The sequence below is a fragment of the Lentzea sp. NPDC042327 genome (assembly GCF_040647275.1).
GTDB lineage: Bacteria > Actinomycetota > Actinomycetes > Mycobacteriales > Pseudonocardiaceae > Lentzea.
On the sequence record NZ_JBEZBX010000010.1, the window covers coordinates 122,358 to 147,953 of the forward strand.

Consider the following 25,596-nt stretch of genomic DNA (forward strand, 5'->3'; position numbering starts at 1 on the left):
ACATCAGGGAGCAGCCCTGATTCCGCGAACCGGGGTCATCCCTGATGAACAACCCGCCGGGACGTGTGACGATCAGGTGGTGAGTGCAGGGATCGAGCCGATGCGCCGCCGCCGCACCGGCCGGGTGATCGCGGGCGTCGCGAGCGGGCTGGCGAACCACCTGGGCGCACCCGTCTTCTGGGTGCGCCTGGTGTTCGCCGTCTTCGCCGCGTTCAGCGGTGTGGGGATCATCGCCTACGCGCTGCTGTGGATGTTCGTCCCGCAGTCGCCGGTGGCGGAGCCCGAGACCGAGCAGGACCGCAAGGAGTGGCAGCAGGCAGTGGGGCTCGCGGCCGTCGGCATCGGCGTCGCGGTCTTCACCGGCCTGATCAACGGCGGTGCGAGCGGCTGGAGCGGCTGGATCACCGGCCCGATCGCCGTGGCGCTCGTGGGGGCCGCCGTCGTGTGGCGGGAGGCCGACGAGGCCCAGCGGCGCCGGTGGCGTGACGGGGCGATGGCCCAGGGGAAGACGGGGATCGTGCGGACGCTGGCGGGTGGTGCCCTGGTCGTGGCGGGGGTCGCCGCGTTCCTGGTCGCCAACGACTCCCTCCAGAACCTCTCCACGGTCGTGCTCTCCGTGCTCGCGACCCTGATCGGCGTCGCCGTGCTCACCGTGCCGCTGTGGATGCGGCTGGTGCGCGACCTGGACTCCGAGCGCCGGGCCCGCATCCGCACCGAGGAACGCGCCGAGATCGCCGCCCACCTGCACGACTCCGTGCTGCAAACGCTTGCGCTCATCCAGAAGCAGGCCGAGTCGTCACGCGAGGTCAAGCGCCTGGCCCGCAGCCAGGAACGGGAGCTGCGCAGCTGGCTCTACGGCCGTGAGGTGGGCGAACAGCCGCAGACGGTCAGCGTGGCCATCGCCCAGGCCTGCGCCGAGGTGGAGGACGACTTCGCCATCGCCGTGCAGCAGGTCGTGGTCGGCGACTGCGAGCTGGAGGACGGGCTGATCCCGCTGGTGCAGGCGGCGCGGGAGGCGATCGTCAACGCGGCCAAGCACGCGGGCGTGGCCGAGGTCAGCGTGTACGCGGAGGTGGAACCCGAAAAGGTGACGGTGTTCGTGCGCGACCGGGGCAAGGGCTTCGACCCCGACACCGTGCCGGAGGACCGGCATGGCCTCGCCGGCAGCATCCGGGGGAGGATGAGCAGGCACGGTGGCGAGGCGCGGCTGCGGACCGCGCCCGGTGAGGGGACCGAGGTGCAGCTCGAGATGCCGAGGAAGACGGAGGCCAGGACATGAGCGTCAGGGTGTTCCTGGTGGACGACCACGCGTTGTTCCGCGCGGGGGTGCGTGCCGAGCTCGACACGATCACCGACGAGGTCGAGGTGGTCGGCGAGGCGGGCGGCGTCGGCGAGGCGGTCGCGGGCATCGCCCACCTCAAGCCGGACGTCGTGCTGCTCGACGTGCACATGCCCGACGGCGGCGGCGCCGAGGTGCTGCGGCAGATCCGGACCAAGATCCCCGAGGTCACGTTCCTCGCGCTGTCGGTCTCGGACGCCGCCGAGGACGTCATCAACGTCATCCGCGCCGGTGCGCGCGGGTACGTGACCAAGACGATCTCCAGCCAGGAGCTGGTCAAGGCGGTCGTGCGGGTCAGCGAGGGCGACGCGGTGTTCTCCCCGCGCCTCGCCGGGTTCGTCCTGGACGCGTTCGCCGACCGGCCGGGTGCCGCGCCGATCAGCGACCCCGAGCTCGACCTGCTGACCCCCAGGGAACGCGACGTCCTGCGGCTGCTGGCCCGTGGCTACGCTTACAAGGAAATCGCGTCCGAGCTGTTCATCAGCGTGAAGACGGTGGAGACGCACGTGTCGAGCGTCCTGCGGAAGACCCAGCTCTCCAACCGGTACGAGCTCTCCCGCTGGGCCACCGACCGCCGACTGGTCTGAAGGGTTCCCGGGGGCTTTGGTCACGAAGGTCGCCCGCGCTGCCACCGAGGTGCTGGCGCCGTGGGTCTGGATCGTCCTGCTGCCGTTCATCGTCGCCGCGGCCTCCGACGGGCTGTGGAAGACGGTGCTGTGGGGTCTCGTCGTCGCCGTGACGGCGTCCGTCATCCCCATGGCCGTCATCGTGCGCGGCGCGCGCAAGGGCAAGTGGGACGGCCACCACGTCACGAACCGCGAGGGCCGGCTGGTCCCGCTGCTCACGGCGGGTGCGTCGCTCGCGGCCGGCACCGTGGTCATGCTGCTGGGCGACGCCCCGGCCAGCATGCTCGCGCTGGCCGGGAGCATGTTCGCCTCGCTGCTCGTCAGCATGGCGATCACGTTCGGGCTGAAGTGGAAGATCTCGCTGCACGCCGGCGTGGCGTGGGCCGCCGTCGTGACGCTGGCGATCGTCTACGGCCCGTGGCCGCTGCTGATCGCACTGCCCGCCGCGCTGGTGTCGTGGTCGCGCGTCCAGCTCGGCGACCACACGCTCGGGCAGGTGCTCGGCGGCACGGCGATGGGCCTGGTCGTGGGCGGCGGCACGTTCTGGCTGCTGCTCACCTCGTTTGGATGATGCTGACGATCTTCATCTCGTTGTTGACCGCGGCGACCACGACCTCGTAGGTGCCAGCCTGCAGCTGGCCGCCGGTGGTCTGGAGGTTCAGGTCGACCGTGACCACCCAGTTCGGCCCGTCCGAGCGGATGGGCGTGCTGGAGGGGTTGCACTTGACCGACCGGTAGCCCGACCAGCGCGACAGGTACACGTCCACGGGCTCGCTGGCCTTGCCGTGCAGGTTGCGCCACGCCACCTCGGCCCTGGCCGGGAGCTCGGCGTAGTGGTTCTGCACGAAGGACTCCGCCTCCGCGGCGGAGAAGTAGCGGGCGCCGGTGTCCCTGGGGAAGCTGCTCTGGTTGACCGGGGTGTCGTTGCCCGTGCCGTTCCAGTAGGCGGCCGCCGCACCACCGCCGATCGCCAGCAGCCCGATGAGCGACAGCACGGTCAGGATCCGCCGGTTCGGCGGCTTGCGCCGGGGCAGCTCGGGCGGCAGCACCAGCGGCTGCGACGGCTGCGGTGAGGCGGCCAGCAGGTCGGCGGCCTCCTGCGCGGTCGGCCGGTCCTTCGGGTCGGCGGCGAGCAGCCGGTTCAGCAACGGCGTGAGCTCACCCGCGTTCTTGGCGTCCCGCAGCTGCCCGCTCGCGGCCCGGTAGATGAGGCCGAAGCTGTTGTCGCTGGGCCCGTAGACGGACTCGCCCTCGATCGCCGTGTAGATCGTGGCGCCGAGCGAGAACACGTCGGAGGCCTCGTCGGGGTGCTCACCGCGCGCCACCTCGGGTGCGAGGTAGGCGGGGGTGCCCGAGATCATGCCGGTGTCGGTCAGCGTGCCGTCACCGCTGGACTTGGAGATGCCGAAGTCGGTGATCTTGACCGTGCCGTCGTGGCCGATCAGGACGTTGCCCGGCTTGATGTCGCGGTGCACCAGCCCCGCGGTGTGCGCCGCGGACAGCGCCGAGGCGATGAACCCGCCGATCCGCGCGGCCTGGGCCGGCTTGAGCGGCCCCTTGTCGGCGAGCAACGCCGAGAGGCTCTGCGACGGCAGGTACTCCATGACGATCCACGGCTGCTCCTCGTCGTCCCCGACGACGTCGAACACCGCGATCGCGTGCGGGTGGTGCAGTCTCGCCGCGTTGCGCGCTTCCCGCATGGCGCGCTGGTGGTCGCCGGTGACGAGCTGCTTGACAGCGACCTCGCGCGCCAGAACCTGGTCCCGCGCCCGCCAGACCACCCCCATCGCTCCGCTGCCGACGCGCTCCAGCAGCGTGTAGCGGCCCCCGACGGTTGTCACACCGCCAGAGTAGTCAAGGTCGGGTCCGCGCTTTGCGGGGTTCCCGTCGAAGCCGTTCGCGTGGTGCCGCGGTGGGGACCGTGCCTGGTGCGTCGTCGCTGCCCACGACGTCGGGCACCATGCCGTCGGTGGTCTCGGGTGACGAGCTGGTTGGCCACCTCGTCCCGCGCCCCTGCCACCGTCCGACCGGCACGCGCAGGCGCACTAGTCGAGCGTCGAGACCAGCTTCTGCAGCTCCCGGTCGAAGTCGATCCACAGGTCCTCTTCGCCCGGCTGGACGACGTCGTAGGAGCTGTCGAGGAACGTCGCCACGTCTTCGGCGACGGCGCTCAGGATCGCGAACCCGGTCGGCGCGTTCAGCTCGACCAGCACCCGCTCCGGGTCGTCGGAGGCCGGGCGGACCAGGATGTCGCCCTCGCCGCACGGCGTCAGCAGGCCGTCGGCCAGCAGGTCGCGGGCGAACATCCACTCGACCCGGCCGGAGCCCGTGTGGAACACGATGGCGACGGCGTAGGGGTCTTCTGGGTCGTAGACCAGCTCCGCCTCCACCGGTGCGGGGGCCGCGCCGGGGGCGAGGAGGTGAAAAGTGGTGCGGGTGACGACCTTCAGGTTTTCGTTGTTCATGTCGATGTCCTTCTCAGGCGGTTGTCCATCTCCTTCAACAATGAGGAGACGGCTCAGCAGCTCGATAAGGACGCGATTCGTCTCGGAACCATCCTATTGGGGGAGACGCACGTCTCACACCTCAGCGTTTGACCAGGTCGTGCGTCTCGTTTGGTGAGACGCCCTGACCTGCCGAGACGGGCTTCCGGCGGGTCAGCGCGACGCCCATCAGGACCACCAGCATCCCGATCACGACCCTTGCGTTCAGTTGCTCCCCGAGGAAGACCGCTCCGAGGAGTACCGACACGACCGGGAGCAGGTAACCGACCGTAGTCGCCGTGGTGGCGCCCTCGTCGGCGATGACGCGGTAGTTGAGGATGAACGCGACACCGGTGCCGGCGACGCCGAGGACGATGACGGCGACCACGCCGATCCAGTGCAGGTGCAGCGGCTGCAGGCCGCCGAACGGCAGCGCCAGCAGCAGCATGCCCATCGCGGTGGTCAGCTGCATCGCCGCCAGCTGCGTCGAGGTGGCGCCCGTGTTGACCAGGTAGCGGCCCGCGTACGAGTAACCGATGGCGTAGCTCGCGGCGCCGGCCAGGCACAGGACCGCGCCCCAGCTCGCGATGCTGTTGGCCTGCTGCCACGGCGCGAAGATCAGCAGGACGCCCGCGAAGCCCAGCCCCAGCCCGAGCATGCGAACCAGGTCGCTGATCTTCTCCGTGCCCAGCACGAGCCCGATGGCCAGCGCGAACAGCGGCGTCGTGGAGTTGAGCACCCCGGACACGCCGGAGTCGACGGTCTGGCCGCCGATGGCGAAGAGCGTGAACGGGACCGCGCTGCCGAAGAACGCGACGAACGTCATGTGCGCCCAGATCCGCCGGTTCCGCGGCAGGGTCATCCGCGCGGTGGCGAGCACCACGAACAGCACGAGCGCCCCGAAGAACGTCCGCACGATCGAGATCTGCAGGGGCGACAGGCTCCCCAGCGCGAGCTTCATCCACAGGAAGCTGGATCCCCACAGCAGGGCGAGCACGCCCATCCTGATCAACGTTCCGCGTTGGTTCACGCGGACAACGATGCGCCGCACAACCCGTAAAGACAATTTAATTGTTGTGTATAACCTTTAAGCACCGCTGTATGGTCGGGGCATGCTCGACGTGCGCCGCATGCAGGTCCTCAGGGCCGTCGTGACCACGGGTTCCATCACCGCGGCCGCCACGAACCTCGGCTACACCCCGTCCGCGATCTCCCAGCAGGTGGCGGGCCTGGAGAAGCAGGCGGGCCTCCCGCTGCTGGAACGCGTGGGCCGCGGCGTCCGCCCCACCGCCGCCGGCCGCCTGCTCACCGAGCACGCAGCCCGCCTCACCGAACAGCTGGCCGAGGCCGAGAGCGCCCTCACCGCGTTGCGCAACGGCTGCGCGGGCACCCTGCGCGTCCGCTACTTCGCCACCGCCGGCGCCGCCCTCGTGCCACCCGCCGTGGCCCAGTTCCGCGCCGAACGCTCCGGTGTCGAGCTCGACCTGAAGCTCACCGAGCCGGCCGACCCCTTCGAGGAGCTCGCCGCCGGCCGCGCGGACGTCGCCATCACGGTCATGGAACCCGACGAGCCCGCCCCTGCCGGCATGGTCGCCCGCCACCTGCTCACCGACCCGTTCTACGCCGTCTTGCCCCGCGGCCACGCCCTGGCCCGCAAACGCGTCCTGGACCTCGGCGAGCTGGCCGACGAGTCGTGGATCTACGCCGACTGCGGCGCCTCCGGACCGTGCAAGGACCTCGTGCCGAACGCGTGCGCGGGCGCCGGCTTCGCACCGCAGGTCGTGGTGGAGAGCGACGACTACGCGACCGCGCAGGGCTTCGTGGCGGCCGGGCTCGGCGTCACGATCATCCCGCGGCTCGGGCTGGGCTACGCGCATCCGGGCGTGGTGCTGCGCAAGGTGCGCAACCCCGAACCGGTGCGGCACATCCACGTCGTCTACCGCGAGGAGGCCGCGTGGAACCCCGCGGTGCTCGCGCTGGCCGAGGCGCTGGAGAAAGCCGCGCGGGCCTCCTGACTACGCCCCGCCGAACGGCTTGTCGTAGCTCAGCAAGAAGTTGCTGTTGCGCCACCACAGCGAGATCTGCCGCTGCATGGTCGCCTTCGTGCCGTCCTTCTTCGTGACCTCGACGTCCACGACGTAGTAGAACTCCTGCCGCTGGTCGGCGTTCACCAGCTTGGCCTGCTTGTAGGGCGACCAGAAGGTCTTGAAGCCGGCCATGCCACCGGGGTAGTTGGCCTGGAAGTCGGCGTTGCCCATCTTCCACGCCTCTTCCGGTGAACTGGTGGCCAGCTGCAGGTAGGCCTCCAGCAGCGCCTGCCGCTCTTCCACCGAAGGGCTGGCGCTCCACGCGCCTGCCTTTTCGAGGATCTTCGGCTTCTCCGTGTTCGTCGGGTCCGCGTTGTTGCCCGTCGTCTGCTGCGTGGAGGTGTTGCCGCCGGCGTTGTTGTTGCCGTTGCCGTTGTTCCCGCCGCCACCGTTCGAGATCATGCTCGCGAACATGATGCCGACGACCGCGGCCGCCACGATCGCGATCGCGGTGTAGACGGTCGACTTCTTGCTCTTCGACGACGACGACGGCGCCGGGCGGGAGGGCTTGGGGCGCTGCGAGTACTGCGGTGCCGCAGCCGGGCGGTGGTGCTGCTGCTGTGACTGGTGCTGCTGGGGCTGGTGCTGCTGCGCCGGCATCGCGCGGGGCGGCGTGTGCGGCGCGTGCGAGTGCATGTCGACCCGCGTCGCGTTGGGTGGCGGCGGGGGCGGGAGCGCGCGGGTCGCGGCCGACTGGGGCTGCTGGACCGGGGCACCGCGCCACGACGGCGGGTGCGTCGGGGCGACCACGGAGGGCGTGAAGGCGGGGGTGGCCTGGCCGTTGGCGACCGCGGCGAGCGCGTCGCGGGCCTCGACCATCGTCGGGCGCTCCTCCGGCTCCGACCGGAGCAGGCGCATGAGCAGCGCGGTCAGCGGGCCGGCGTTGCGCGGCGGGTTGACCTTGCCGGAGGCGACCTTGTGCAGCAGGGCGATGGTGTTCTCGCTCAGGCCGAACGGCGGCTCGCCCTCGATCGCGGCGTACAGCGTGGAGCCGAGGGAGAACACGTCGGACGGGCTGCCGGGGTCGTAGCCCTTGGCGACCTCGGGGGCGAGGTAGGCGGGGGTGCCGGCGAGCATGCCCGTGGCGGTGACGGTGACGTCGCCGGTCGCGCGGGAGATGCCGAAGTCGGTGATCTTCACGGTGCCGTCGTCGCCGAGCAGCACGTTGCCGGGCTTGATGTCGCGGTGCACGATGCCCGCGTTGTGCGCGGCGGCCAGCGCGGAGGCGACCTGCATGCCGATCGAGGCCACGTCGCGCGGCGGGAGCGTGCCGCGTTCGGACAGGACGCCGGACAGGCTCTTCGACGGCAGGTACTCCATCACGAGCCACGGCTGGCCGTCGTCCTCGGCCACGTCGTACACGGCGACGGCGTGCGGGTGCTGCAGGCGCGCGGCGATGCGGCCCTCGCGCATGGCACGTCTCTTCGCCTCGTCCACGTCGCCGTCGGCGAGCCCTGGCTGCAGGAGCAGCTGCTTGACCGCGACGGTCCGGTGCAGGCGCTCGTCGTGTGCTGTCCAGACGACGCCCATGGCACCACTACCGATGCGCTGGCTCAATCGGTAGCGACCAGCGACCAATCGGCCATCGTCGGTCACAGTTGCTCCCCGCTGTGCGGTCACTTGCTCTCTGTTCAACGGCTCATCACACGTCTGAGTTCACATCACCCATCGGTGCGGTTACCCACCTTACGAGATAACTACGGCCGAACCGTGCCTAACCCTGTTGGGCGTTCGTCGTGGTCGTCGTGACAGGCGGCACCGTCGTGGTGGTCTGCACGACCGAAGAAGGCTTCGACGGCGGAGGCGGCGTCGTGGTCGTAGTCGTCGTCGTGGTGGTCGTAGTTGTGGTCGTCGTAGTGCTGGGCGCTGTTTCGCGCGTCGTCGTTGCCTCGGGCGTGGTGGTCGTCACCTCGGGCACCGTCGTGGTCGTCGGCACCACGGAGGACGAGCTCGCCGGCGGCGCGGACGGCGTCTGCTGCTCCTTGGTGAACACGCCCAGCGCGACCAGGAGACCACCGATGACCAGCAACAACGCCAGCACGACCGCCGCGATCACCAGCGGGCGGTTGTCCTGCGGCCTGGCCGCGGGCGCCATCGGTGGAGCGGTCCGCGGCGGCGACGTGCGCGGAGCCGCCCGGACGATGCGCGTCCGCTCGGGTTCCACGATCGCCGTGGGGTCGGGTCCGGCCACCGCAGCGAGGCCCGTGAACGACGGCGCACGGCCGTTCGCGACCGCCGCCAGCAGCTCCCGCGCCTGCGACATCGTCGGCCGGTCGTCGGCCTCGAAGTTCAGCAGGTACAGCAGCGTGTCGGCGAGCGGGTGGTCGACCGTCGGCGGGTTGATCCGGCCGGCCGCGACGGCGTGCAGAACACCGAGCGTGTTCTCGCTCACCCCGTAGGGCGGTTCGCCCTCCATCGCGGCGAACAGCGTCGAGCCGAGCGAGTAGACGTCGGAGGCCGGCGTCGGGTCCTGGCCCCGCGCGATCTCCGGTGCCAGGTAGGCGGGCGTGCCGGCGATCAGGCCGGTCTTGGTGACCGTGATGTCGTCGCTGGCCCGCGAGATGCCGAAGTCGGTGATCTTGACGATGCCGTTCTCGGCGATCAGCACGTTGCCGGGCTTCACGTCCCGGTGCACGATGCCGGCCGCGTGCGCCGCCGCCAGAGCCGCCGCGCACTGGGCGCCGATGCTGGCGACCTCGACCGGGTCCATCGGCCCGCCCTCGGCCAGCGCGTCGGCGAGGCTGTAGGACGGCAGGTACTCCATGACCAGGCACGGGACGCCGTCCTCCTCGACCACGTCGTACACCGCGATGGCGTTCGGGTGGTGGAGCTTGGCGGCGATGCGGCCCTCGCGCATGGCGCGCTGGATCGCCTCGTCCTGCTCGGCCTCGTCCAGGCCGGGTGCGAGGAGCAGCTGCTTGATCGCGACCTCGCGGCCGAGGCGTTCGTCGTGGGCGCGCCAGACGATGCCCATCGCGCCGGAGCCGATCCGGTCGAGGAAGCGGTAGCGGTCGGCGACCAGCCGCCCGTCAGTGGCGTCGGACGTCGTCACGTGACCACCCCGGCGCGCAGCGAAGGGGAGACCGCGGTGGCAGCAGGTCCCACGCTCGTGCTCCTCGTGCGGTAGTCAGCGGTCGTCCGGAGTGCCCGCACAGGGTACCCCTGTCGTGTACGACCGGTGTGCTACCGGGTTGATGCGTTACTCAGCCGGTGCGAAGAAGTCGAAGACGCCGACGGTCTGCTCGGCCGTGCCGCCGACGGTGTTGAGCACCGGGTCGAGCACGCCGAGGTCGACGCTCACGTCCACCGGGTTCGACGGCGTGGGCAGCGGGGTCTGCGACGAGCTGGGCGGCGGGGGCGTGGTGCTGCTGCTCGGCGGGGTCGTGCTGGACGAGCTCGGCGGCGGAGGAGGCGTCTCGCTCGACGGCGGCGTGCTCGGTGTGGTGGGGGTGGTCTGCGTCTCCGACGACGGCGTGCTCGCGGTCGGGGGCTGCGCGGGCTGCTGCTGCGTCGGCTGCTGGACCTGCGGCTGCTGCGCCGGGCGCTGCTGGGTCGGCTGCTGCGTGTACGGCGCGACCCGCACCTGCTCGGTGGTCGGGTCGGCGGCGGCTGTCTCGGTCTGGTCGGCCTGCTGCGTCTTGTTCGACGGCAGCTTCACGACGCCCTCGGTGCCGGCGCTCGCGCCACGGGCCTGGGCCCGCTCGTCGAACCGCACCTGGGCGAGCGGGCGCTCGTCGGGGGAGGACAGCCAGGAGGAGGCGGCGAACGCGACGGTGCCGCACAGCACGACGCCACCACTGGCGGCCGCGGCCAGCTTGCCGACGGTGAAGCCGCTGCTCTGCGCGTCGTCACCGCGGCCTTCGCGGCGCAGCAGCTCGGTGATGTGCAGCTCCTTGGCGGGCTGCTTGCGCGGCTTGCTGCCGGGGTGCTTGGCGTCCGGGGTCCGCACCGACCTGAACTTGATCGTCGGCTCGAACGCTTCGGGGGTGATGTCGTCGGTGATCACCGGGATCGGCATGGTCTCCGCCTCGCGGCGGGCGATCAGCTCGGCAACCGACAGCTGTCCGGTCGACTCGGCAGAGCCGGTCAACCGCCGACGATGGTCCTCAATCGACACCGCTCGTTCACCCTTCCAGGCTTGCTTTGCGCACTGGCGGAAACATGGATACCGAATCGTGACCCGAGATGTAACCCCTTTGGGGGAATTTTCACGATCGAACCTCATCTTCGCGACGAGCGGTCACCGTTCGACTGCGAACGGCGAATGGGGTTGAGCGCGGCCCGACTCGGCGGGCTAGCTCCGTTGCGCCGAAAGGACCTCGGTGCCGATGATCCGCGGCTGAGTGGTGTCGGTGAGCCAGAAGAGCTGCTCGATGCGCAGCCAGCTCCCGTTCCACTCCTGCATCGAGACGACGGCGAGCACGCTGCCGTTCGGGCGCAGCGAGGTCTGGTCGACGTTGACCGTGCGGATCGTGCCCCACGACTCGACGAACTCCCGCGGGTTCGTGCCCACCAGGTCGGGCGAGAGCAGCTTGGCCGCGGCACCCGGCTTGGTCGTGAGCAGCTCGTAGAACCGCTTCACCACGTCCACCTGCGGCTGCGGGCCGGTCGACACCAGCGGCGTGGCGGGCTCTCCCGACGGCTCCGCCGACGGCCCGGCCGACGGGTCCGCCGACCGCGTGGGCGAGGTCAGCAGCAGCGCGGACGGTTGCGGCATGGGGACCTCGGGAGCGGTCCGCGGCGGTGTGTACTCGCTCGGCAGCTGGGCGGACAGCAGGTCAGGGCGCAGCGCCTGCGCACCGGACAGCGCGACGGGGCGCTCGGTGAACGGGACGCCGGAGTTCGGCGGGCGGCTGCCCGCGAGGATCGCCGCGCCCGCGATCGACGAGACGAGGACGATCGCGCCGGTGAGCACGCCCGCGACCTGGGCGGCGCGGCTGTCGCCCGCACGGCGCCGGCGGCCGGGTCCGGCCGGTGGCGCGGGCTCGGTGGGGCCGAGCAACGACGTGACGAGCGCGTCGGTCGCGGCTTCCTCGGCGGACGGGATGCGCATCGGGCCCGGCTGCTGCCTGATCAGCTCGGCCACGCTGATCGACCCGGCACGGGTGTGACGTCGTCCGGTCGTCGCGGGACGCTGCACTGTCCTGGTCCTCCGTACTGTCCGTGGTCACCTGAAGACGTACCGTGGCCTCACGCGGCAACGCCAGTTTCTCGACGGACTTCAGCCGTTTGTGGCGTCCAGCGGAGCCGTGGATTCGCTCGAAGGTGTTACCTACTACGGTCGGTAGCTCGGGGCCGGACCTTGAGTGCCGGTCACCCGCCGGCTTTCAACCGTTCACCGCTGATCAGCGGCAGCTCGCCGAGCGTGAAGCTGAGCTCGCGCTTCTCCTGGCTGACCGAGCCGTCCTTCTTGGTGAGCCGCAGCAGGCTCACGGTGAGGCCCTTGCCGGGGTCGACCACGATCTCCTCCACCTCTATCAGCGAGATGTCGGCGAGCCGGCCCTCCAGCAGCGAACCGGCGTTCGCGCGCACGGTGTCGGTGGTCAGGGCGAGCGCGGTGTCCGCGTTCGCCGTCATCTCCCGGTAGAAGTCCTCGGTCCGCTGGGCGATCTCGGTGCCGTCGACCGCCGGCGCCTGCGAGAGCGGCACGGTGGTGATGACGGGCGCTGCGGTGCCGGGCGGCTTGGTGCCGCTGCCGGTCGGGGCGCCCTGGCCGCTGCTGCGGGGCGCCGCGGAGCCGGGTGTGGCGCCGCCCGTGCCGGGGACGGGGTTGCCGCGGCCGGTGTTCGCAGGGGACGTCCGCGTGCCGGCGGTGGTCGCGGACGTCGGGCTGACCGCCGTCGGCAGGGCCGAGATCAGCGGCACGTCCGACGGGTAGCCGGGCAGGCCGATCCGCTCGACCTGGCCGCCGCCGCTGACCAGCTTGGCCGCGGCGACGCTCAGGCCGACCAGCACGAGCACCGAGGACACGACGGCGAACCACGCCGCCCGCTTCCAGGTGCGCGGGGGCGTGACCGACGCGGGAACCATGCCGATGTTGAACTTGCGCAGCCCGTCGGTGTCCGCGATCGGGTCGATCGGGCGGCTGCGGGGCAGTGGGATGCGGTCGCCCCCGACGACGGGTCGTTCGTGTGCGACCCAGTCGTCGAGACGATGTTTGCCCGGTTGTTCGTCCATCCCGACACCCCTCTGCGACGCAACCAGGGTAGGGCCGTTCGGACGTGCGGAAGCGACCTGAAGGGGTAATTCAGGACGAGTGACACCCGGAGGTGTGAACTTCTACCGCGGAGGCAGCTGAGCTTGGCCGCTCTTCAACTGCTTCTGCGTGCGCTGCACGCCGTTCAGGGCCGCGAGACCGCTGCCGCCGGCGATCAGCGCACCGATGACGTCGGCGCCCAGGGTGTCACCGCCGGTGATCAACAAGCCGATCACGGCACCCGCGGTGGTGATGATCGCCGCCTTCCAGCGGCTGCGGACGAACTGCGCGACAGGTGCTCCGGCCGCGCCCTTCTTGCCGGCGGCAGAGCCAAGCATGCCCAGGTATGCGTCGTGCGCCAAGGCGGCGAGCAGGCCGGCGATGGCGATCAGTGCGGCGATGAGGCCCATGCCTCCAGTGTGCCCCCGGATTTTTCCGGTGGACCATCCGTGATCGCCCTGATATCCGATTCGGGTGGACATGTTCTGGCACGACGACTGCCTTGAGCACGACGCCGGCGAGGGGCTGTGGGAGCTGCCGGGCTCCTGGCCGTGGCTGGACGTGCCGGAGCCGCACCCGGAGAACGCGGCGCGGCTGCGGACGTTCCGGCACGCGCTGATGCACGGCCCGGTGGCCGGGCACCTCCGGTGGCACGAGGGGCGCCATGCGTCCGTGGACGAGCTTCTGCGCGTGCACTCGGCTTCGTACCTGGACTCGTTGCGGGTGTCCGAGCGTGTGCCGCTGGAGGTGAACACGGTCGTCGGACCCGAGACGTGGAACGCGGTCCGTGCGGCGGCGGGCACCTCACTGGCCGCGCTGGAGTCCGGCGCACCCCTGGCCTACGCGCTCGTGCGACCGCCCGGCCACCACGCGCAGCCGGCGGTGGCGGACGGCTACTGCTTCGTGAACAACGCCGCGCTGGTGGCGGAGACCGCGCGGCGCCAGGGCCTGCGGGTCGCGGTGCTGGACTGGGACGTGCACCACGGCAACGGCACCCAGGAGGTGTTCTACGACCGGTCCGACGTGCTGACCGTCTCCGTGCACATGCGGCACGGGGCGTGGGGCGCGAACCACCCGCAGACGGGCGCCCCCTCAGAGGTGGGCGCGCAGGGGCGGAACGTGAACATCGAGCTGTCCCTGGGTGCGGGCGACACGGCGTACCTGCGCGCGTTGGACGAGATCGCGTTCCCGTTGCTGCGGTCGTTCGAACCGGACCTGCTGGTGTGCGCGTCGGGGTTCGACGGGTCGGCGTTCGACCCGAACGGCCGGCACAACCTGACCGCCGCCGGGTACCGCGAGATCGGGCGGCGGGTGGCGGCGTTCGGCACGCGCGTCGTGCTCACGCAGGAGGGCGGCTACCTGCGCGGGTACGGCGCGTTGTGCCTGCACGCGCTGGTGGAGGGCCTGCTGCGGCTGCCGGAGCCGTTGCTGGAGGACCCGCTGGCCTACGTGCCGGACGACGACCAGCTCGTGGACGCGGACTTCGAACGGGTGCTCGCGGCGCTGCGGCCTTTTTGGCCCGGCGTCCTGTGACGCCGGGCCGGTGGGCGACTACCTGCCGAGCGGGCCGCGACCCATCTTGAGCAGGACCAGTGCGAGGTCCTTGCCCTCGGGGCCCAGCGGCTTGTAGCGGTTGAGCACGTCGATCTCGCGGTTGTGCACGATCTTCGTGCCGCCCGCCGCCATCCGCGCGGCGCCGATGATCTTGGAGATCTCGACCCTGCGCTGGACCAGCCGCAGTATCTCGGCGTCCAGGTGGTCGATCTCCTCGCGCAGTTCGGTGATGTCGGACGCGGCGGTGGTGGTGGATTCCATCGTGGTGACCTTTCGACTCTTCTTGAGTCCCGGCCCGGAAGCGACGAAGCCCCGGGGTCCGAGGACTCCGGGGCTTCGTGGTGGCTTCGTCAGCGCTGGACGACCACGGGAGCCGGAGTCCGGGTCCCGTAGAAAAACTCGAAGAACGTCGCGCGCATGGACGTAGTGTGCCACATGTCGCGCCGTTCACGCTTCGGCGTCTCACACAGTGACCTGGGGGTCTTCATGAAGTACGTGCTCGGGGTGGCTGCTGCCCTCGTGCTGTCCGCCTTCACCGTTCCCGCCGCTCAGGCGGAGACCGGCTTCGCGTCGGTCGCGCTCACGCCCACCTCCGGCTGGCTGGTCGGGCCGGACGGCACCTGGAAGGTCAGGGGCGGGTACGCGGGCGGCTTCGCGATCGACATCACGAACCGGTCGGCGGTCGACGTCGACGACCTGTACGTCCGCGTCTCGTTCCCGACTGACGAGCTGGAGGTCACCGGCTACGAGGGTGACCACTGGACGTGCTGGGACGTCGCGGGTGGTCCCGGCGTCGAGGGCGTCCACTGCCAGGCCGACTTCCTCGCGGTGCCGGACGAGGCGTTCCCGACGCTGACGCTGGGCACCAAGGGGCTCCAGCACCACACGGACAGCATCGACGTCTACGCCGAGAGCGCGGGCCACGACGACGTCCATGCCGGGGTCGCCTACGAGGTCGACACGAGCACCTGATCGAACCTGCTCGTCGAACACATGGTCGGGCGGTACCGGATTTGTCGGTGCCGCCCGGTACCGTGGATGGACGATGAGCGCCTTGTTCGACTTGCCCTCAAGTCCCCCCGTTTCCCGCGCTGGCCACCTGCTCGACGACCTGAACCCCGCGCAGCGCCGTGCCGTGGAGCACGCCGGCACGCCCCTGCTCGTGGTGGCGGGCGCCGGCTCCGGCAAGACGCGCGTCCTCACCCGGCGGATCGCGTACCTGCTGGCGGAGCGCGACGTGCACCCCGGCGAGATCATGGCCATCACGTTCACGAACAAGGCCGCCGCGGAGATGAAGGAGCGCGTCGCCGACATGGTGGGCGCGCGCGCCCGTTCGATGTGGGTGTCGACGTTCCACTCGATGTGCGTGCGGGTCATGCGCCGCGAGGCGAAGACGCTGGGCATGTCGTCGAACTTCTCGATCTACGACAGCGACGACACGCGCCGGCTCATCACGCTCGTCGCCCGCGACCTGGACCTCGACCCGAAGAAGTACGCGGCGCGCACGCTGGCCGTGCACGTCTCGAACCTCAAGAACGAGCTGGTCGACCCGGAGACGGCGACCGCGCAGGCGACGAACGACCTGGAGCGCCGCGTCGCCGAGGTCTACACCGTCTACCAGCGGCGGCTGACCGAGTCGAACTCGCTCGACTTCGACGACCTGATCATGAAGACGGTCGAGCTGCTGCAGACGTTCCCGGACGTGGCCGAGCACTACCGCCGCCGCTTCCGGCACGTGCTGGTCGACGAGTACCAGGACACGAACCACGCGCAGTACACGCTGGTGCGCGAGCTCGTCGGCAAGGCGGGCGGCGAGCTCCCGCCGGCCGAGCTGTGCGTGGTGGGCGACGCCGACCAGTCGATCTACGCGTTCCGCGGCGCGACGATCCGCAACATCGTGGAGTTCGAGCGGGACTACCCGGACGCCACGACGATCCTGCTCGAGCAGAACTACCGCTCCACGCAGAACATCCTGACCGCGGCGAACGCGGTGATCTCGCGCAACGCGAACCGCCGCGACAAGACGTTGTGGAGCGACCTCGGCGAGGGCGAGAAGATCGTCGGCTACGTCGCGGACAACGAGCACGACGAGGCCGCGTTCGTGGCCAACGAGATCGACCGGCTGGTCGACGGCGGCGAGGTCAACAACTCCGAGATCGCCGTCTTCTACCGCACGAACAACCAGTCGCGCGTGTTCGAGGAGATCTTCATCCGCCTCGGCCTGCCGTACCGGGTCGTCGGCGGTGTCCGCTTCTACGAGCGGCGCGAGGTCCGCGACGCGCTGGCCTACCTGCGCACGCTGGCCAACCCCGAGGACACGGTGTCGTTGCGCCGCATCCTCAACGTGCCCAAGCGCGGCATCGGCGACCGGGCGGAGGCCTGCGTCTCCGCCTACGCCGAACGCGAGCGGATCAGCTTCGCCGCGGCCCTGCGCGAGGCCGTCCACGACCGCGTCCCGATGCTGAACCCGCGCTCCCGCAACGCGATCGCCGGTTTCGTCGAGATGATGGACGCGCTCGGTGAGATGGTCGCCCGCGAGGACGACGTGGCCGACATCCTCGAAGCGGTGCTGGAGCAGACCGGCTACCGCACCGAGCTGGAGGCCAGCGAGGACCCGCAGGACCACACCCGCGTGGAGAACCTGAACGAGCTCGTCACGGTGGCCCGCGAGTTCACCGAGCTGGAGCTCCCCGAGGGTGCGGAGCCGGTGCCGTCGCTGCCCGCGTTCCTGGAGCGCGTGTCGCTGGTCGCGGACGCCGACTCGATCCCCGACGCCGAGTCCGACGGCGTGGTCACCCTGATGACCATCCACACCGCCAAGGGCCTGGAGTACCCGGTCGTCTTCTCGACGGGCTGGGAGGACGGCGTCTTCCCGCACATGCGCGCCCTGGGCGACCCGGCCGAGCTGGCCGAGGAACGCCGCCTCGCCTACGTGGGCATCACCCGCGCCCAGCGCCGCCTGTACCTCTCCCGCGCACTGGTCCGCTCCGCCTGGGGCCAGCCCTCGGCGAACCCGGCCTCCCGCTTCCTCGGCGAGATCCCCCAGGACCTCATCGACTGGCGCCGCGTGGAACCCTCCCGCTCCGCCCCCGCCGCGGCCACGACCTGGGGCCGTTCGGCGGCCTCCAGCGGCGGCATCGCCTCCCGCGGCCTCACCCGCCCCGCCCCCGGCAAGGCGGGCTGGAAGGACGCCCCGGCGATGAAGCTGGAGGTGGGGGACCGCGTCACCCACGACAAGTACGGCCTGGGCCGCGTCGTGGCCGTCGACGGCGCGGGTCTGCGCGCCACCGCCACGATCGACTTCGGCGGCTCGGGCACGGTCCGCCTGATGCTCATCGGCAGCGTGCCGATGACGAAGCTCTGACCGCACGAGCCAGCACACCCGCGCCGCCAACGCCGTCGTTGGCGGCGCGTGCTGTTTCGGCGCCGTGCACCCGCGCGCTCGGCGGGGCGTTCCGCTGACTTCACCTGTCCGGGTGACAGCCGGGACACCGGTCGCACCCCGTCTGACCTGCGACTTGAGTTGCGCTTGACCAAATTCACAGCAATTCGGAAAACCTGCGCAACGACCCGCAACCCCGTGCGTCTATGTGGGTGTCGCAAGCAGCACGGCCATCGGAACGTTCGGGGCGGTCCGGGGCAAGCAGGAGCAGCTCGCGCACGAAGGGGAGCGAAGGGACGGCGGGGGCCCAACTTCGCGGCGAAGGTGCGGCCGGACCGAACGGGAGAGCGGTCCGGCCGCATCGTTTTCGCAGGTGGGGCGCGGTGCGCCGAAATTGTCAGACCCCCTGAGCACAATCGACCGCATGAGGAACTCGACTCGGCGGGAGTGCTCGCGGTGGATCACGTACTTGCTCAGGTTCTGCGCGAACGTGTGTTCGGCGATCTCGCGCGGCTCGAAGCCGGCGCGAGTGGGAACCCAGAGCACGCGGTCATGCTCGTGGAGGCCTGGCGGGCGCTCCTGCGCCTCCACGAGACGACGGAGAGCGGGGCCTGCCGGGGGTGCGGGCGGCGGTGGCGCAGGCGGATGTGCTCGGTCTGGCGGGTGGCGGTCGCTCACTTCGTCCGGCACGAGCGCGGCTGCGGTGGCGCTTGAGGCTCCTGAGGCCCCAGGGACGCCTGGAGCGACCCGTACCACCACAGCACCTGGCTCAAACCCGGAAAGCCCCTCAGGAGGCCGCTGGGCCGTAGTTCACCGCCGGACGAACCTGCGGAACCGGTCAGACCGTGACGCCGCGCTGGTTCAGCCAGGTCAGCGGGTTGATCTTCTGACCGCCCGGCTCCCAGACCTCGAAGTGCAGGTGGGGCCCGGTGGAGAAGCCGCGGTTGCCCATGCGGGCGATCTGCTGGCCCGCCTTGACGCGCTGGCCCTCGCTCACGTTGTAGTCGTTCACGTGGCCGTAGACGGTGATGGTGCCGTCGGCGTGCTGCACGCGGACCCAGAGGCCGAAGCCGGAGGCGGGACCCGCCTCGATCACGACACCGTCGGCGGCGGAGAGGATCGGGGTGCCGATCGGGCCGGCGATGTCGATGCCGAGGTGCATGGTGCCCCAGCGGCCGCCGTAGCCGGAGGTGAACTCGCCGGCGGCGGGGCGGACGAACTTCGGGCGCTTCTTCTCGGCCTCAGCGGCTTCGCGCTGGACGGTGAGCTGCTGGCTGCGCAGGAGCTTCGCGGCTTCCGCGGAGCCTTCCGACGTCGTCTTGGAGACCGCGAGGATCTGCGGCGCGGAGGCGGTGTCACCGCCCATGCCGTCGAAGGTGGCGGCGCCGCCGGTGTGGTTGGCGAGCTGGACGTCCTTGCCCTCGTCCGCGGCTGCCTGGCCGATCTGGCCGGCGCCGGCTGCGGCGAAGGCGCCCACTGCGACGGCGGCGACGACGATGCGTCCGCGCAGCGCCGACGGCGGCGGGGGGAGCCGGTGCGAGCTGACGGTGCGCGTGGAAGCGCGGTCGACTGCCTCTTCAAGCGCAGTGCGTTCAAAGCCGCCGGGGGAGCGGTGGTGACTCAAAGCTTGCCCTTCCGCCTTCGGGGAGCCTGGTCGGGTGGACTGCCGGGCGGGGGATTCCCGGTGAGTCAGATTTCGGGGTTCTGACTCGGTGTCCTTCTGTGACCAGACCGTGACAACGGACCGGGGGACAGTAACGGCGGCGAGCGCCGGAGGGCAAACCCCAGTTCGTTATGTCGACCGAATGGGCGGCGACCAGCAAGTTTCAACTGTCAACTGTGACGGTCGGTCAGCCCGGGCGCGTGACACGCCTCCCCACCGGCGGCGATGGGGTGAGTTGACGAGTCATCCATACGGGTGATGGCGGTAACAACGACGTGAAGCGTTCTCGTGTCAACCGGGAGGGAAAGGTGACCTGAATCACGTATCTGGTGCTCTTCGACGAGCAACGACGGGTGCTCCAGTCGGGCGTTGCGCTGCGGGACGATGACCTGGTCCATCTCCGACCAGACCACGACGAACCGGGTGCGGCACGGCCGGCAGGGCTCGGCGAGCTCGGAGAGGAGCTCCGAACCGGGGCGCAGCTGCCTGGTCAGCGAGGTCGGCATCAGATAGGCGGTGAGAGTGCCGTTGTGCGGAGTCCCCAAGGTCACGAGCGTGCGCACTCGTGAGTCGCCGTGCAGCCGTTGTACGTAATACCTGGCGATGAGACCGCCGAGTGAATGGCCGACGACGTGCACCTGGTCGGAACCGGTCTGCTCGCAGATCCGCTCGATCTGCTCCCCGAGCAGGGCGGCCGACCGCCGGACGTCGCCGGTCAGCGCGGTCAGCACGCTGTAGTTGACGGCGTGCACCACCCCGAAGCCCCGCCTCCGCAGCGCCCCCGACAGCACCGCGAAGGCGGAGCGGTTGTCCCCGATGCCGTGCACCAACACGATCGGGGTGCCCGCCGCGTCCATCGCCGAAACCACCAGCCCCCGCTGGCGGGGCGGCAGGCCGTCGGTGCGGTAGTGCCGGAAGTGGCCGTCCGGGCGCAGCTGCTCGGTGACGGCACCCCAGGGGTAGAGCACGGCGTGGGCGGTCAGCCAGACCGCCTCCATCGCCGCCCCGCGCACGCCGCCGGGCGTGGCCAGCGCACGCAGCGCGACCTTGGCTTCTTCGGTGATGTCGCGGGCCGTGTGCACACCTCGGCCGGCGCGATCGAGAACGGCGTCGGCGAGACGCCCCGTCCACGACCGGCCGTTGTCGCTCATGGGGGCGACGGTAAGTGATGATCTCACCGGAAAGGAGTACCCAGCGGCCCTTTTCCACAAGCGAACGCGTCCCGTCTCAACGGGCTTCGTTCACCTGCGTGAACAGGTGCGTCCGTTCGTCCGCCCACCTGGGGGACCACCGCCTTCCGCCAGGGCGTCGGCGTGGCGGCGGGGTGTGGTCTTGCTAGGTTCGCCCGCGATGACTCGAACCGAGCTCGAGAACCAGACACCGGCGGTCACCCGGCTGCGCGTCGCGTGGGGCCTCGCCGCGGCAGGAGCCCTCCTCGCGACGATCGGGCCGTTGCTCGGCGTCGTGGACGGCAGTGCGCCGGCGTACACGTCATGGCCGCTGCTGGCCGTGCTCGCGCTGCTGCCTCCCGCGCTCGCGGGGGCGTTGTGGCTGCGCGGCCGCCCGTTCGTCGCGGCCGCGGTGCTCGCGGCGGTCGGTGCGTTCGCGCCCGGACGGCTGCTCGGCGACCTGCAGATCATCGGTCACACGATGACGGTGAGCAGGCCTGAGCTGTTCCGGCCGTCGGGGCTCGTGGCGCCGCCGACCGGTGCCGGGCTCTGGGTCCTCGTCCTCGGTCACGCGCTGGTGCTCGCCGGCGGTCTGCTCGCGGCGGGCCGGCTCGGCGTGCCCGCCGACGAGGAGGAAGACGCGCCGCGCCAGCTCGCGGTCCTGCTGCCGGTCACCGCGCTCGCCGCCATCGCGCTGCTGGGCGAGCCGTTCAGCTCCTCCGACGTCTACCTGCTGCCGCGCAGCCCGTGGGACCTACCGGTGCTCGGGCTGGTCGGCGGGCTGCTGCTGGCCGTGGCCGCACCGCTGGTCGCCGCGCTCACCGGCAGCTCGTCCGACCCCGACACGCGCCGCGGCGGCATGCTCGGCGTGGCGCTCGGCCTGGCCGCGGTGGCCGTGCCGTCGCTGGCCGCCGGCCTGTTCGCGGACGGCCTCGGCGTCACCTGGGGCCCGGTCGTGGCGGTGCTGGTCGCCGTCGTGCTGGTGCTCCTGTCGTTCCGCGGTGCGCGCGCGGACAGGAGTGAGAAGGACGGGGCGGCGGAGCAGGTCGCCCTGCCCGCCCTGCACCGGCTGCACGCGGCCACGGGCGTGTTCGCCCTCCTGGCCGCCGTCGCCGCCGTCGTGGGCGCCCTCTCCCCGCTGATCGTGGTCGACGGCGAGGCACCGGTGGCCTACGCGGCCCGGCTGCTGTGGCCGACCGGCCTGGTGCTCGCGGTGCTGGGGCTGCTGATGTTCGTGCGCGCCGCCGCCGGCCGGGTCCGCCCGGCACTGGTCTTCACGGTCTACGCGACCCTGCTCGCGTCCGTGTTCTCCGTGCAGACGGTGAGCCTGGCCAGCCAGTCCGGCCTGGCCGAGCCGGCGCCGGGCTTCTGGCTCATGTCCGCGGTCTACCCGTTCGGGTTGATCGCGCTGGTGTGCGCGGCCGTCGCGGGCGGTGCCGAACGCGAGAGCGCCGAGCAGCACAAGGCCGAGCAGGTGCCGGTCGCAGAGCTGGGTGCGGTGCTGCTGGCCGGGCTGTTCGCCGTGGGCGCGTTCGCGTTGCCGACGATGAAGGCCGCCGGCTACACCCCGCCGGACCTGCTCGGCAACTACGACCCGATCGTCTCCACGACGCTCGTCGCCGCGTTGCTGCTGGTCGTCACCGGCCTGGTCCTCGCGCTGCGGTCCCGCCCGGAACGCGGTGCGGCGGTGCTGGCCGGTGCGGCCGTGCTCGTCGGCGTCCGCGCGCTGGAGCTGCCGCTGACCGGTGACCGGGTCGAGGGGGTGACCGCGGCACCGGGCACGTGGCTGGCGCTCGCGTCCGTGGTCGCGCTCCTGGTCGCGGCGGGCTCGATGGCGGCTCGCGCGAGCAGGTGAGAAGGCTCGCACCCGGCTTCCGCAGGGGCGCTGGAACGCACGTACGCATGCACGCGTGATCGACCTCACCGCCGTTGAGACCGACCTCACCGGGAGTGGCGTGCGAGCAGTAGGCGCAGGTCGATAGTGTCTGGGCCCAGCCGCGTCAAGTGGGTTCTGACGGCCCCTTGAGGACCACCCAGGCGCGGTGTTCCGACACCGACGTCGCAGGAGACCCGAGTGGACCTGTACGAGTACCAGGCGAAGGACCTCTTCGCCGCCCACGGCGTCCCGGTACTGCCGGGCGATGTGGCCACCAACCCCGCCGACGCCAAGGCCATCGCCGCGAAGTTCGGCCAGCCCGTCGTCGTCAAGGCCCAGGTCAAGACCGGTGGCCGCGGCAAGGCCGGCGGCGTGAAGCTGGCCAAGGACGCCGACGAGACCGAGGAGAAGGCGACCGCCATCCTCGGCCTCGACATCAAGGGGCACATCGTTCACCGCGTGCTGGTGACGCCCGCCTCCGACATCGCGGAGGAGTACTACTTCTCCTTCCTGCTCGACCGCGCCAACCGCACCTTCCTCGCCATGGCGAGCGTCGAGGGCGGCATGGACATCGAGGAGGTCGCGGCCACCAAGCCCGAGGCCCTCGCGAAGATCCACATCGACGCCATCCAGGGTGTCGACCAGGCCAAGGCGACCGAGATCGCCGACGCGGCGAACTTCCCGGCCGAGGTCAAGGACCAGGTCGTGGACGTCATCGTCAAGCTGTGGGAGACCTTCGTCGCGGAGGACGCCACGCTCGTCGAGGTCAACCCGCTGGTCCGCGACCCCGAGGGCAAGGTCATCGCCCTCGACGGCAAGGTCACGCTGGACGAGAACGCCGGCTTCCGCCACCCGGCCCACGCCGAGCTGGTCGACAAGCAGGCGGAGAACCCCCTCGAGGCCAAGGCCAAGGAGAAGGGGCTCAACTACGTCAAGCTCGACGGCGAGGTCGGCATCATCGGCAACGGTGCCGGTCTCGTGATGTCCACCCTGGACGTCGTCGCGTACGCCGGTGAGCAGTACGGCGTGAAGCCCGCGAACTTCCTCGACATCGGCGGCGGCGCGTCCGCCGAGGTCATGGCGAACGGCCTGGACGTCATCCTCGGCGACGAGGCCGTCCGCTCGGTCTTCGTGAACGTCTTCGGCGGCATCACCGCGTGCGACGCCGTGGCCAACGGCATCGTGAAGGCGCTGGAGATCCTCGGCGACTCGGCCACCAAGCCGCTCGTCGTCCGCCTGGACGGCAACAACGTGGAGGAGGGCCGCGCGATCCTCGCCGAGGCCAACCACCCGCTGGTGACCGTTGTCGACACGATGGACAACGCGGCCGCCAAGGCCGCCGAGCTCGCGGCTGCGGGGGTCTGAGTCAGATGGCTATCTTCCTCAACGAGAACAGCAAGGTCATCGTCCAGGGCATGACCGGTGCCGAGGGCACCAAGCACACCAAGCGCATGCTCGCGTCCGGCACGAACATCGTCGGTGGCGTGAACCCGCGCAAGGCGGGCGAGAAGGTCGACTTCGACGGCACCGTCCTCCCGGTCTTCGGCACCGTCAAGGAGGCCATGGAGGCCACCGGCGCGAACGTGACCGTGATCTTCGTCCCGCCGGCCTTCTCGAAGGCCGCCGTGGTCGAGGCGATCGACGCCGAGATCGAGCTGGCCGTCGTCATCACCGAGGGCATCCCGGTGCACGACACCGCCTACTTCTGGGCGCACGCCGTCGCGACGGGCAACAAGACCCGCATCATCGGCCCGAACTGCCCCGGCATCATCAGCCCCGGCAAGTCGAACGCCGGCATCATCCCCGCGAACATCGCGGGCAGCGGCAAGATCGGCCTCGTGTCGAAGTCGGGCACGCTGACCTACCAGATGATGCACGAGCTGCGGGACTTCGGTTTCTCCACCGCGATCGGCATCGGTGGCGACCCGATCATCGGCACCACGCACATCGACGCCTTGGAGGCCTTCGAGGCCGACGAGGAGACCGTCGCGATCGTGATGATCGGTGAGATCGGTGGTGACGCCGAGGAGCGCGCCGCGGCGTACATCAAGGAGAACGTGACCAAGCCGGTCGTCGGCTACGTCGCGGGCTTCACCGCTCCGGAGGGCAAGACCATGGGCCACGCCGGCGCCATCGTCTCGGGCTCCGCGGGCACCGCGCAGGCGAAGAAGGAGGCCCTCGAGGCCGCCGGCGTCAAGGTCGGCAAGACGCCGTCCGAGACCGCCGCCCTCATGCGCGAGATCATGAACGCCCTCTGACCCGAGCCGGTCTGAGCTGAACCGCACGCGGGGACCTTTCGTACCGTCATTGAGTACGAAAGGTCCCCGCGTGCGTTTGCGGCAGGGGTAATTTCGGGTCGGACGGGTTCGTGTGGCGGAACCGGCGTGATCCGGTCATCGTCTGAGCACACGCATCGACTAGCGTTTGGGATTCACCCAGCTGGAGGAGGAGACCTCGACATGTCCGTGCCTTACGGCGCACCCCAACAGCAGCCGCCGGGTCCGGCACCGCAGCAGCCCAGCGCCGCTCCCGGCGCGAGCAACCTCAACCTGGGCATGATCCTCCCGATGGTGGGCGCCGGTCTCGGCCTGGTCGCCTACCTGCTCGCCTTCTCCGACAGCGTCGGCGGCGTGACGTGGATCCTGGCGGCCGCCGCGCTCGCCGCTCTCACGCTCCTGCCGAACGCCCCGAGGTTCCTGCCGGTCGCCGCCGCGCTCGCCGCGGTGCAGACGCTGGAACTGCTCCAGGGCATCATCAAGGCCTCGTCGGTCGACGGCCTCGCGATCGTGCTGCTGATCGTCTCGCTGCTGCAGACCGCCGCGCTCGTGCTGGCGTTGCTGCTCGGCGAGGGCATCGTGAAGTTCGACCCGAAGCCGGCGAACCCGTACGCGGGCCAGCCCGGTGGCTGGAACCCGCAGTCGGGCGCGTTCCCGCAGCAGGGCCACCAGCACCAGCAGCAGCACGCCGCTCCGCAGCAGCAGTTCGGCCAGCAGCCGCAGCAGCAGGCACCGCAGCAGCAACAGCAGTTCGGTCAGCAGCCGCAGCAGCCCCAGCAGCCGGGTCAGCCGCCGCAGCAGACGAGCTTCATGCCGCAGCCGGGCCAGTTCGGTTCGCCGGGCACGCCGCCCGGTGGCTTCGGCGGCCCGCAGCAGTAAGCAGTTGGGGCGTCTGCAAGTACCACCGACTTCGTGTTGGTAGTACTTGCAGACGCCGCACGCAGG

23 protein-coding genes are annotated in these 25,596 nt (G+C 70.8%); 11 read left to right on the forward strand and 12 right to left on the reverse strand.

Annotation, left to right across the window (positions count from 1 at the left end):
* Positions 1–100 precede the first annotated feature (100 nt).
* Genes AB0A63_RS25630 through AB0A63_RS25640 form a run of 3 tightly spaced genes read left to right on the forward strand, consistent with a single transcriptional unit; the run spans position 101 to position 2,536 of the window.
* Entirely contained in the window at positions 101–1,279 is a 1,179-nt protein-coding gene (locus tag AB0A63_RS25630; RefSeq protein ID WP_360396065.1) for a PspC domain-containing protein, read from the forward strand.
* A complete protein-coding gene (locus tag AB0A63_RS25635) occupies positions 1,276–1,926 on the forward strand; it encodes a response regulator transcription factor (protein ID WP_360395841.1) in 651 nt (216 codons plus the stop codon). Before AB0A63_RS25630 ends, AB0A63_RS25635 begins: the two co-directional genes overlap by 4 nt.
* Before the next feature lie 16 nt (positions 1,927–1,942).
* Positions 1,943–2,536, forward strand: a complete 594-nt coding sequence (locus AB0A63_RS25640) for a hypothetical protein (RefSeq protein ID WP_360395843.1) — start codon at positions 1,943–1,945, stop codon at positions 2,534–2,536.
* On the opposite strand, the gene AB0A63_RS25645 is transcribed toward AB0A63_RS25640, so the two are convergent.
* From AB0A63_RS25645 to AB0A63_RS25655, 3 genes are all read right to left on the reverse strand, one after another.
* Positions 2,520–3,806 carry a serine/threonine-protein kinase gene (locus AB0A63_RS25645; RefSeq protein ID WP_360395845.1) on the reverse strand — a complete coding sequence of 429 codons (1,287 nt, stop codon included), beginning with the start codon at positions 3,804–3,806 and terminating at the stop codon, positions 2,520–2,522. The two genes, AB0A63_RS25640 and AB0A63_RS25645, sit on opposite strands and share 17 nt — an antisense overlap.
* A 204-nt stretch (positions 3,807–4,010) precedes the next feature.
* Complete coding sequence (locus tag AB0A63_RS25650) at positions 4,011–4,430, reverse strand: SsgA family sporulation/cell division regulator (RefSeq protein WP_360395847.1); 420 nt, start codon at positions 4,428–4,430, stop codon at positions 4,011–4,013.
* A gap of 121 nt (positions 4,431–4,551) precedes the next feature.
* Positions 4,552–5,478, reverse strand: a complete 927-nt coding sequence (locus AB0A63_RS25655; protein ID WP_360395849.1) for a DMT family transporter — start codon at positions 5,476–5,478, stop codon at positions 4,552–4,554.
* A gap of 82 nt (positions 5,479–5,560) precedes the next feature.
* Here AB0A63_RS25655 and AB0A63_RS25660 point away from each other — a divergent pair, with 82 nt between their 5' ends.
* Complete coding sequence (locus AB0A63_RS25660) at positions 5,561–6,463, forward strand: LysR family transcriptional regulator (RefSeq protein ID WP_360395851.1); 903 nt, start codon at positions 5,561–5,563, stop codon at positions 6,461–6,463.
* On the opposite strand, the gene AB0A63_RS25665 is transcribed toward AB0A63_RS25660, so the two are convergent.
* From AB0A63_RS25665 to AB0A63_RS25690, 6 genes are all read right to left on the reverse strand, one after another.
* Positions 6,464–8,131, reverse strand: coding sequence for a serine/threonine-protein kinase (locus AB0A63_RS25665; protein WP_360395854.1), 1,668 nt, complete (start codon positions 8,129–8,131; stop codon positions 6,464–6,466). It lies immediately after the preceding gene.
* 118 nt (positions 8,132–8,249) lie between these two features.
* Positions 8,250–9,587: a serine/threonine-protein kinase gene (locus AB0A63_RS25670; RefSeq protein WP_360395856.1), complete on the reverse strand. Its 1,338-nt coding sequence runs from the start codon at positions 9,585–9,587 to the stop codon at positions 8,250–8,252.
* Positions 9,588–9,734: 147 nt separating this feature from the next.
* On the reverse strand, positions 9,735–10,625 hold the full coding sequence (locus tag AB0A63_RS25675) for a hypothetical protein (RefSeq protein ID WP_360395858.1): 891 nt from the start codon (positions 10,623–10,625) through the stop codon (positions 9,735–9,737).
* Positions 10,626–10,829: 204 nt separating this feature from the next.
* On the reverse strand, positions 10,830–11,675 hold the full coding sequence (locus AB0A63_RS25680; RefSeq protein ID WP_360395860.1) for a hypothetical protein: 846 nt from the start codon (positions 11,673–11,675) through the stop codon (positions 10,830–10,832).
* A 173-nt stretch (positions 11,676–11,848) separates the two neighbouring features.
* On the reverse strand, positions 11,849–12,712 hold the full coding sequence (locus tag AB0A63_RS25685) for a hypothetical protein (protein ID WP_360395862.1): 864 nt from the start codon (positions 12,710–12,712) through the stop codon (positions 11,849–11,851).
* A gap of 102 nt (positions 12,713–12,814) precedes the next feature.
* Positions 12,815–13,141: a hypothetical protein gene (locus AB0A63_RS25690; protein WP_065916047.1), complete on the reverse strand. Its 327-nt coding sequence runs from the start codon at positions 13,139–13,141 to the stop codon at positions 12,815–12,817.
* A gap of 70 nt (positions 13,142–13,211) precedes the next feature.
* On the opposite strand from AB0A63_RS25690, the gene AB0A63_RS25695 reads away from it, so the two are divergent.
* Positions 13,212–14,264, forward strand: coding sequence for a histone deacetylase (locus AB0A63_RS25695; protein ID WP_360396067.1), 1,053 nt, complete (start codon positions 13,212–13,214; stop codon positions 14,262–14,264).
* A gap of 18 nt (positions 14,265–14,282) precedes the next feature.
* Here AB0A63_RS25695 and AB0A63_RS25700 read toward each other — a convergent pair whose 3' ends face one another.
* Entirely contained in the window at positions 14,283–14,546 is a 264-nt protein-coding gene (locus tag AB0A63_RS25700; RefSeq protein ID WP_360395863.1) for a chorismate mutase, read from the reverse strand.
* Positions 14,547–14,771: 225 nt separating this feature from the next.
* Here AB0A63_RS25700 and AB0A63_RS25705 point away from each other — a divergent pair, with 225 nt between their 5' ends.
* On the forward strand, positions 14,772–15,257 hold the full coding sequence (locus AB0A63_RS25705; RefSeq protein WP_360395864.1) for a hypothetical protein: 486 nt from the start codon (positions 14,772–14,774) through the stop codon (positions 15,255–15,257).
* Positions 15,258–15,330: 73 nt separating this feature from the next.
* Entirely contained in the window at positions 15,331–17,649 is a 2,319-nt protein-coding gene (pcrA, locus tag AB0A63_RS25710; RefSeq protein ID WP_360395865.1) for a DNA helicase PcrA, read from the forward strand.
* An 856-nt stretch (positions 17,650–18,505) separates the two neighbouring features.
* Here the strand turns inward: pcrA and AB0A63_RS25715 are convergent.
* Complete coding sequence (locus AB0A63_RS25715) at positions 18,506–19,144, reverse strand: M23 family metallopeptidase (RefSeq protein WP_360395867.1); 639 nt, start codon at positions 19,142–19,144, stop codon at positions 18,506–18,508.
* A 356-nt stretch (positions 19,145–19,500) separates the two neighbouring features.
* Entirely contained in the window at positions 19,501–20,481 is a 981-nt protein-coding gene (locus tag AB0A63_RS25720) for an alpha/beta fold hydrolase (protein WP_360395869.1), read from the reverse strand.
* A 199-nt stretch (positions 20,482–20,680) separates the two neighbouring features.
* On the opposite strand from AB0A63_RS25720, the gene AB0A63_RS25725 reads away from it, so the two are divergent.
* The 4 genes from AB0A63_RS25725 (at position 20,681) to AB0A63_RS25740 (ending at position 25,530) form a co-directional block, all read left to right on the forward strand.
* Positions 20,681–22,354 carry a hypothetical protein gene (locus AB0A63_RS25725; protein WP_360395870.1) on the forward strand — a complete coding sequence of 558 codons (1,674 nt, stop codon included), beginning with the start codon at positions 20,681–20,683 and terminating at the stop codon, positions 22,352–22,354.
* 219 nt (positions 22,355–22,573) lie between these two features.
* Positions 22,574–23,740 (forward strand): ADP-forming succinate--CoA ligase subunit beta, encoded by a 1,167-nt coding sequence (sucC, locus tag AB0A63_RS25730; RefSeq protein ID WP_360395872.1) that lies wholly within the window; start codon positions 22,574–22,576, stop codon positions 23,738–23,740.
* A 5-nt stretch (positions 23,741–23,745) separates the two neighbouring features.
* On the forward strand, positions 23,746–24,633 hold the full coding sequence (gene sucD, locus AB0A63_RS25735) for a succinate--CoA ligase subunit alpha (RefSeq protein WP_236215987.1): 888 nt from the start codon (positions 23,746–23,748) through the stop codon (positions 24,631–24,633).
* Between the two features lie 201 nt (positions 24,634–24,834).
* Complete coding sequence (locus AB0A63_RS25740) at positions 24,835–25,530, forward strand: DUF5336 domain-containing protein (RefSeq protein WP_360395873.1); 696 nt, start codon at positions 24,835–24,837, stop codon at positions 25,528–25,530.
* The last annotated feature ends 66 nt before the right edge of the window (positions 25,531–25,596 follow it).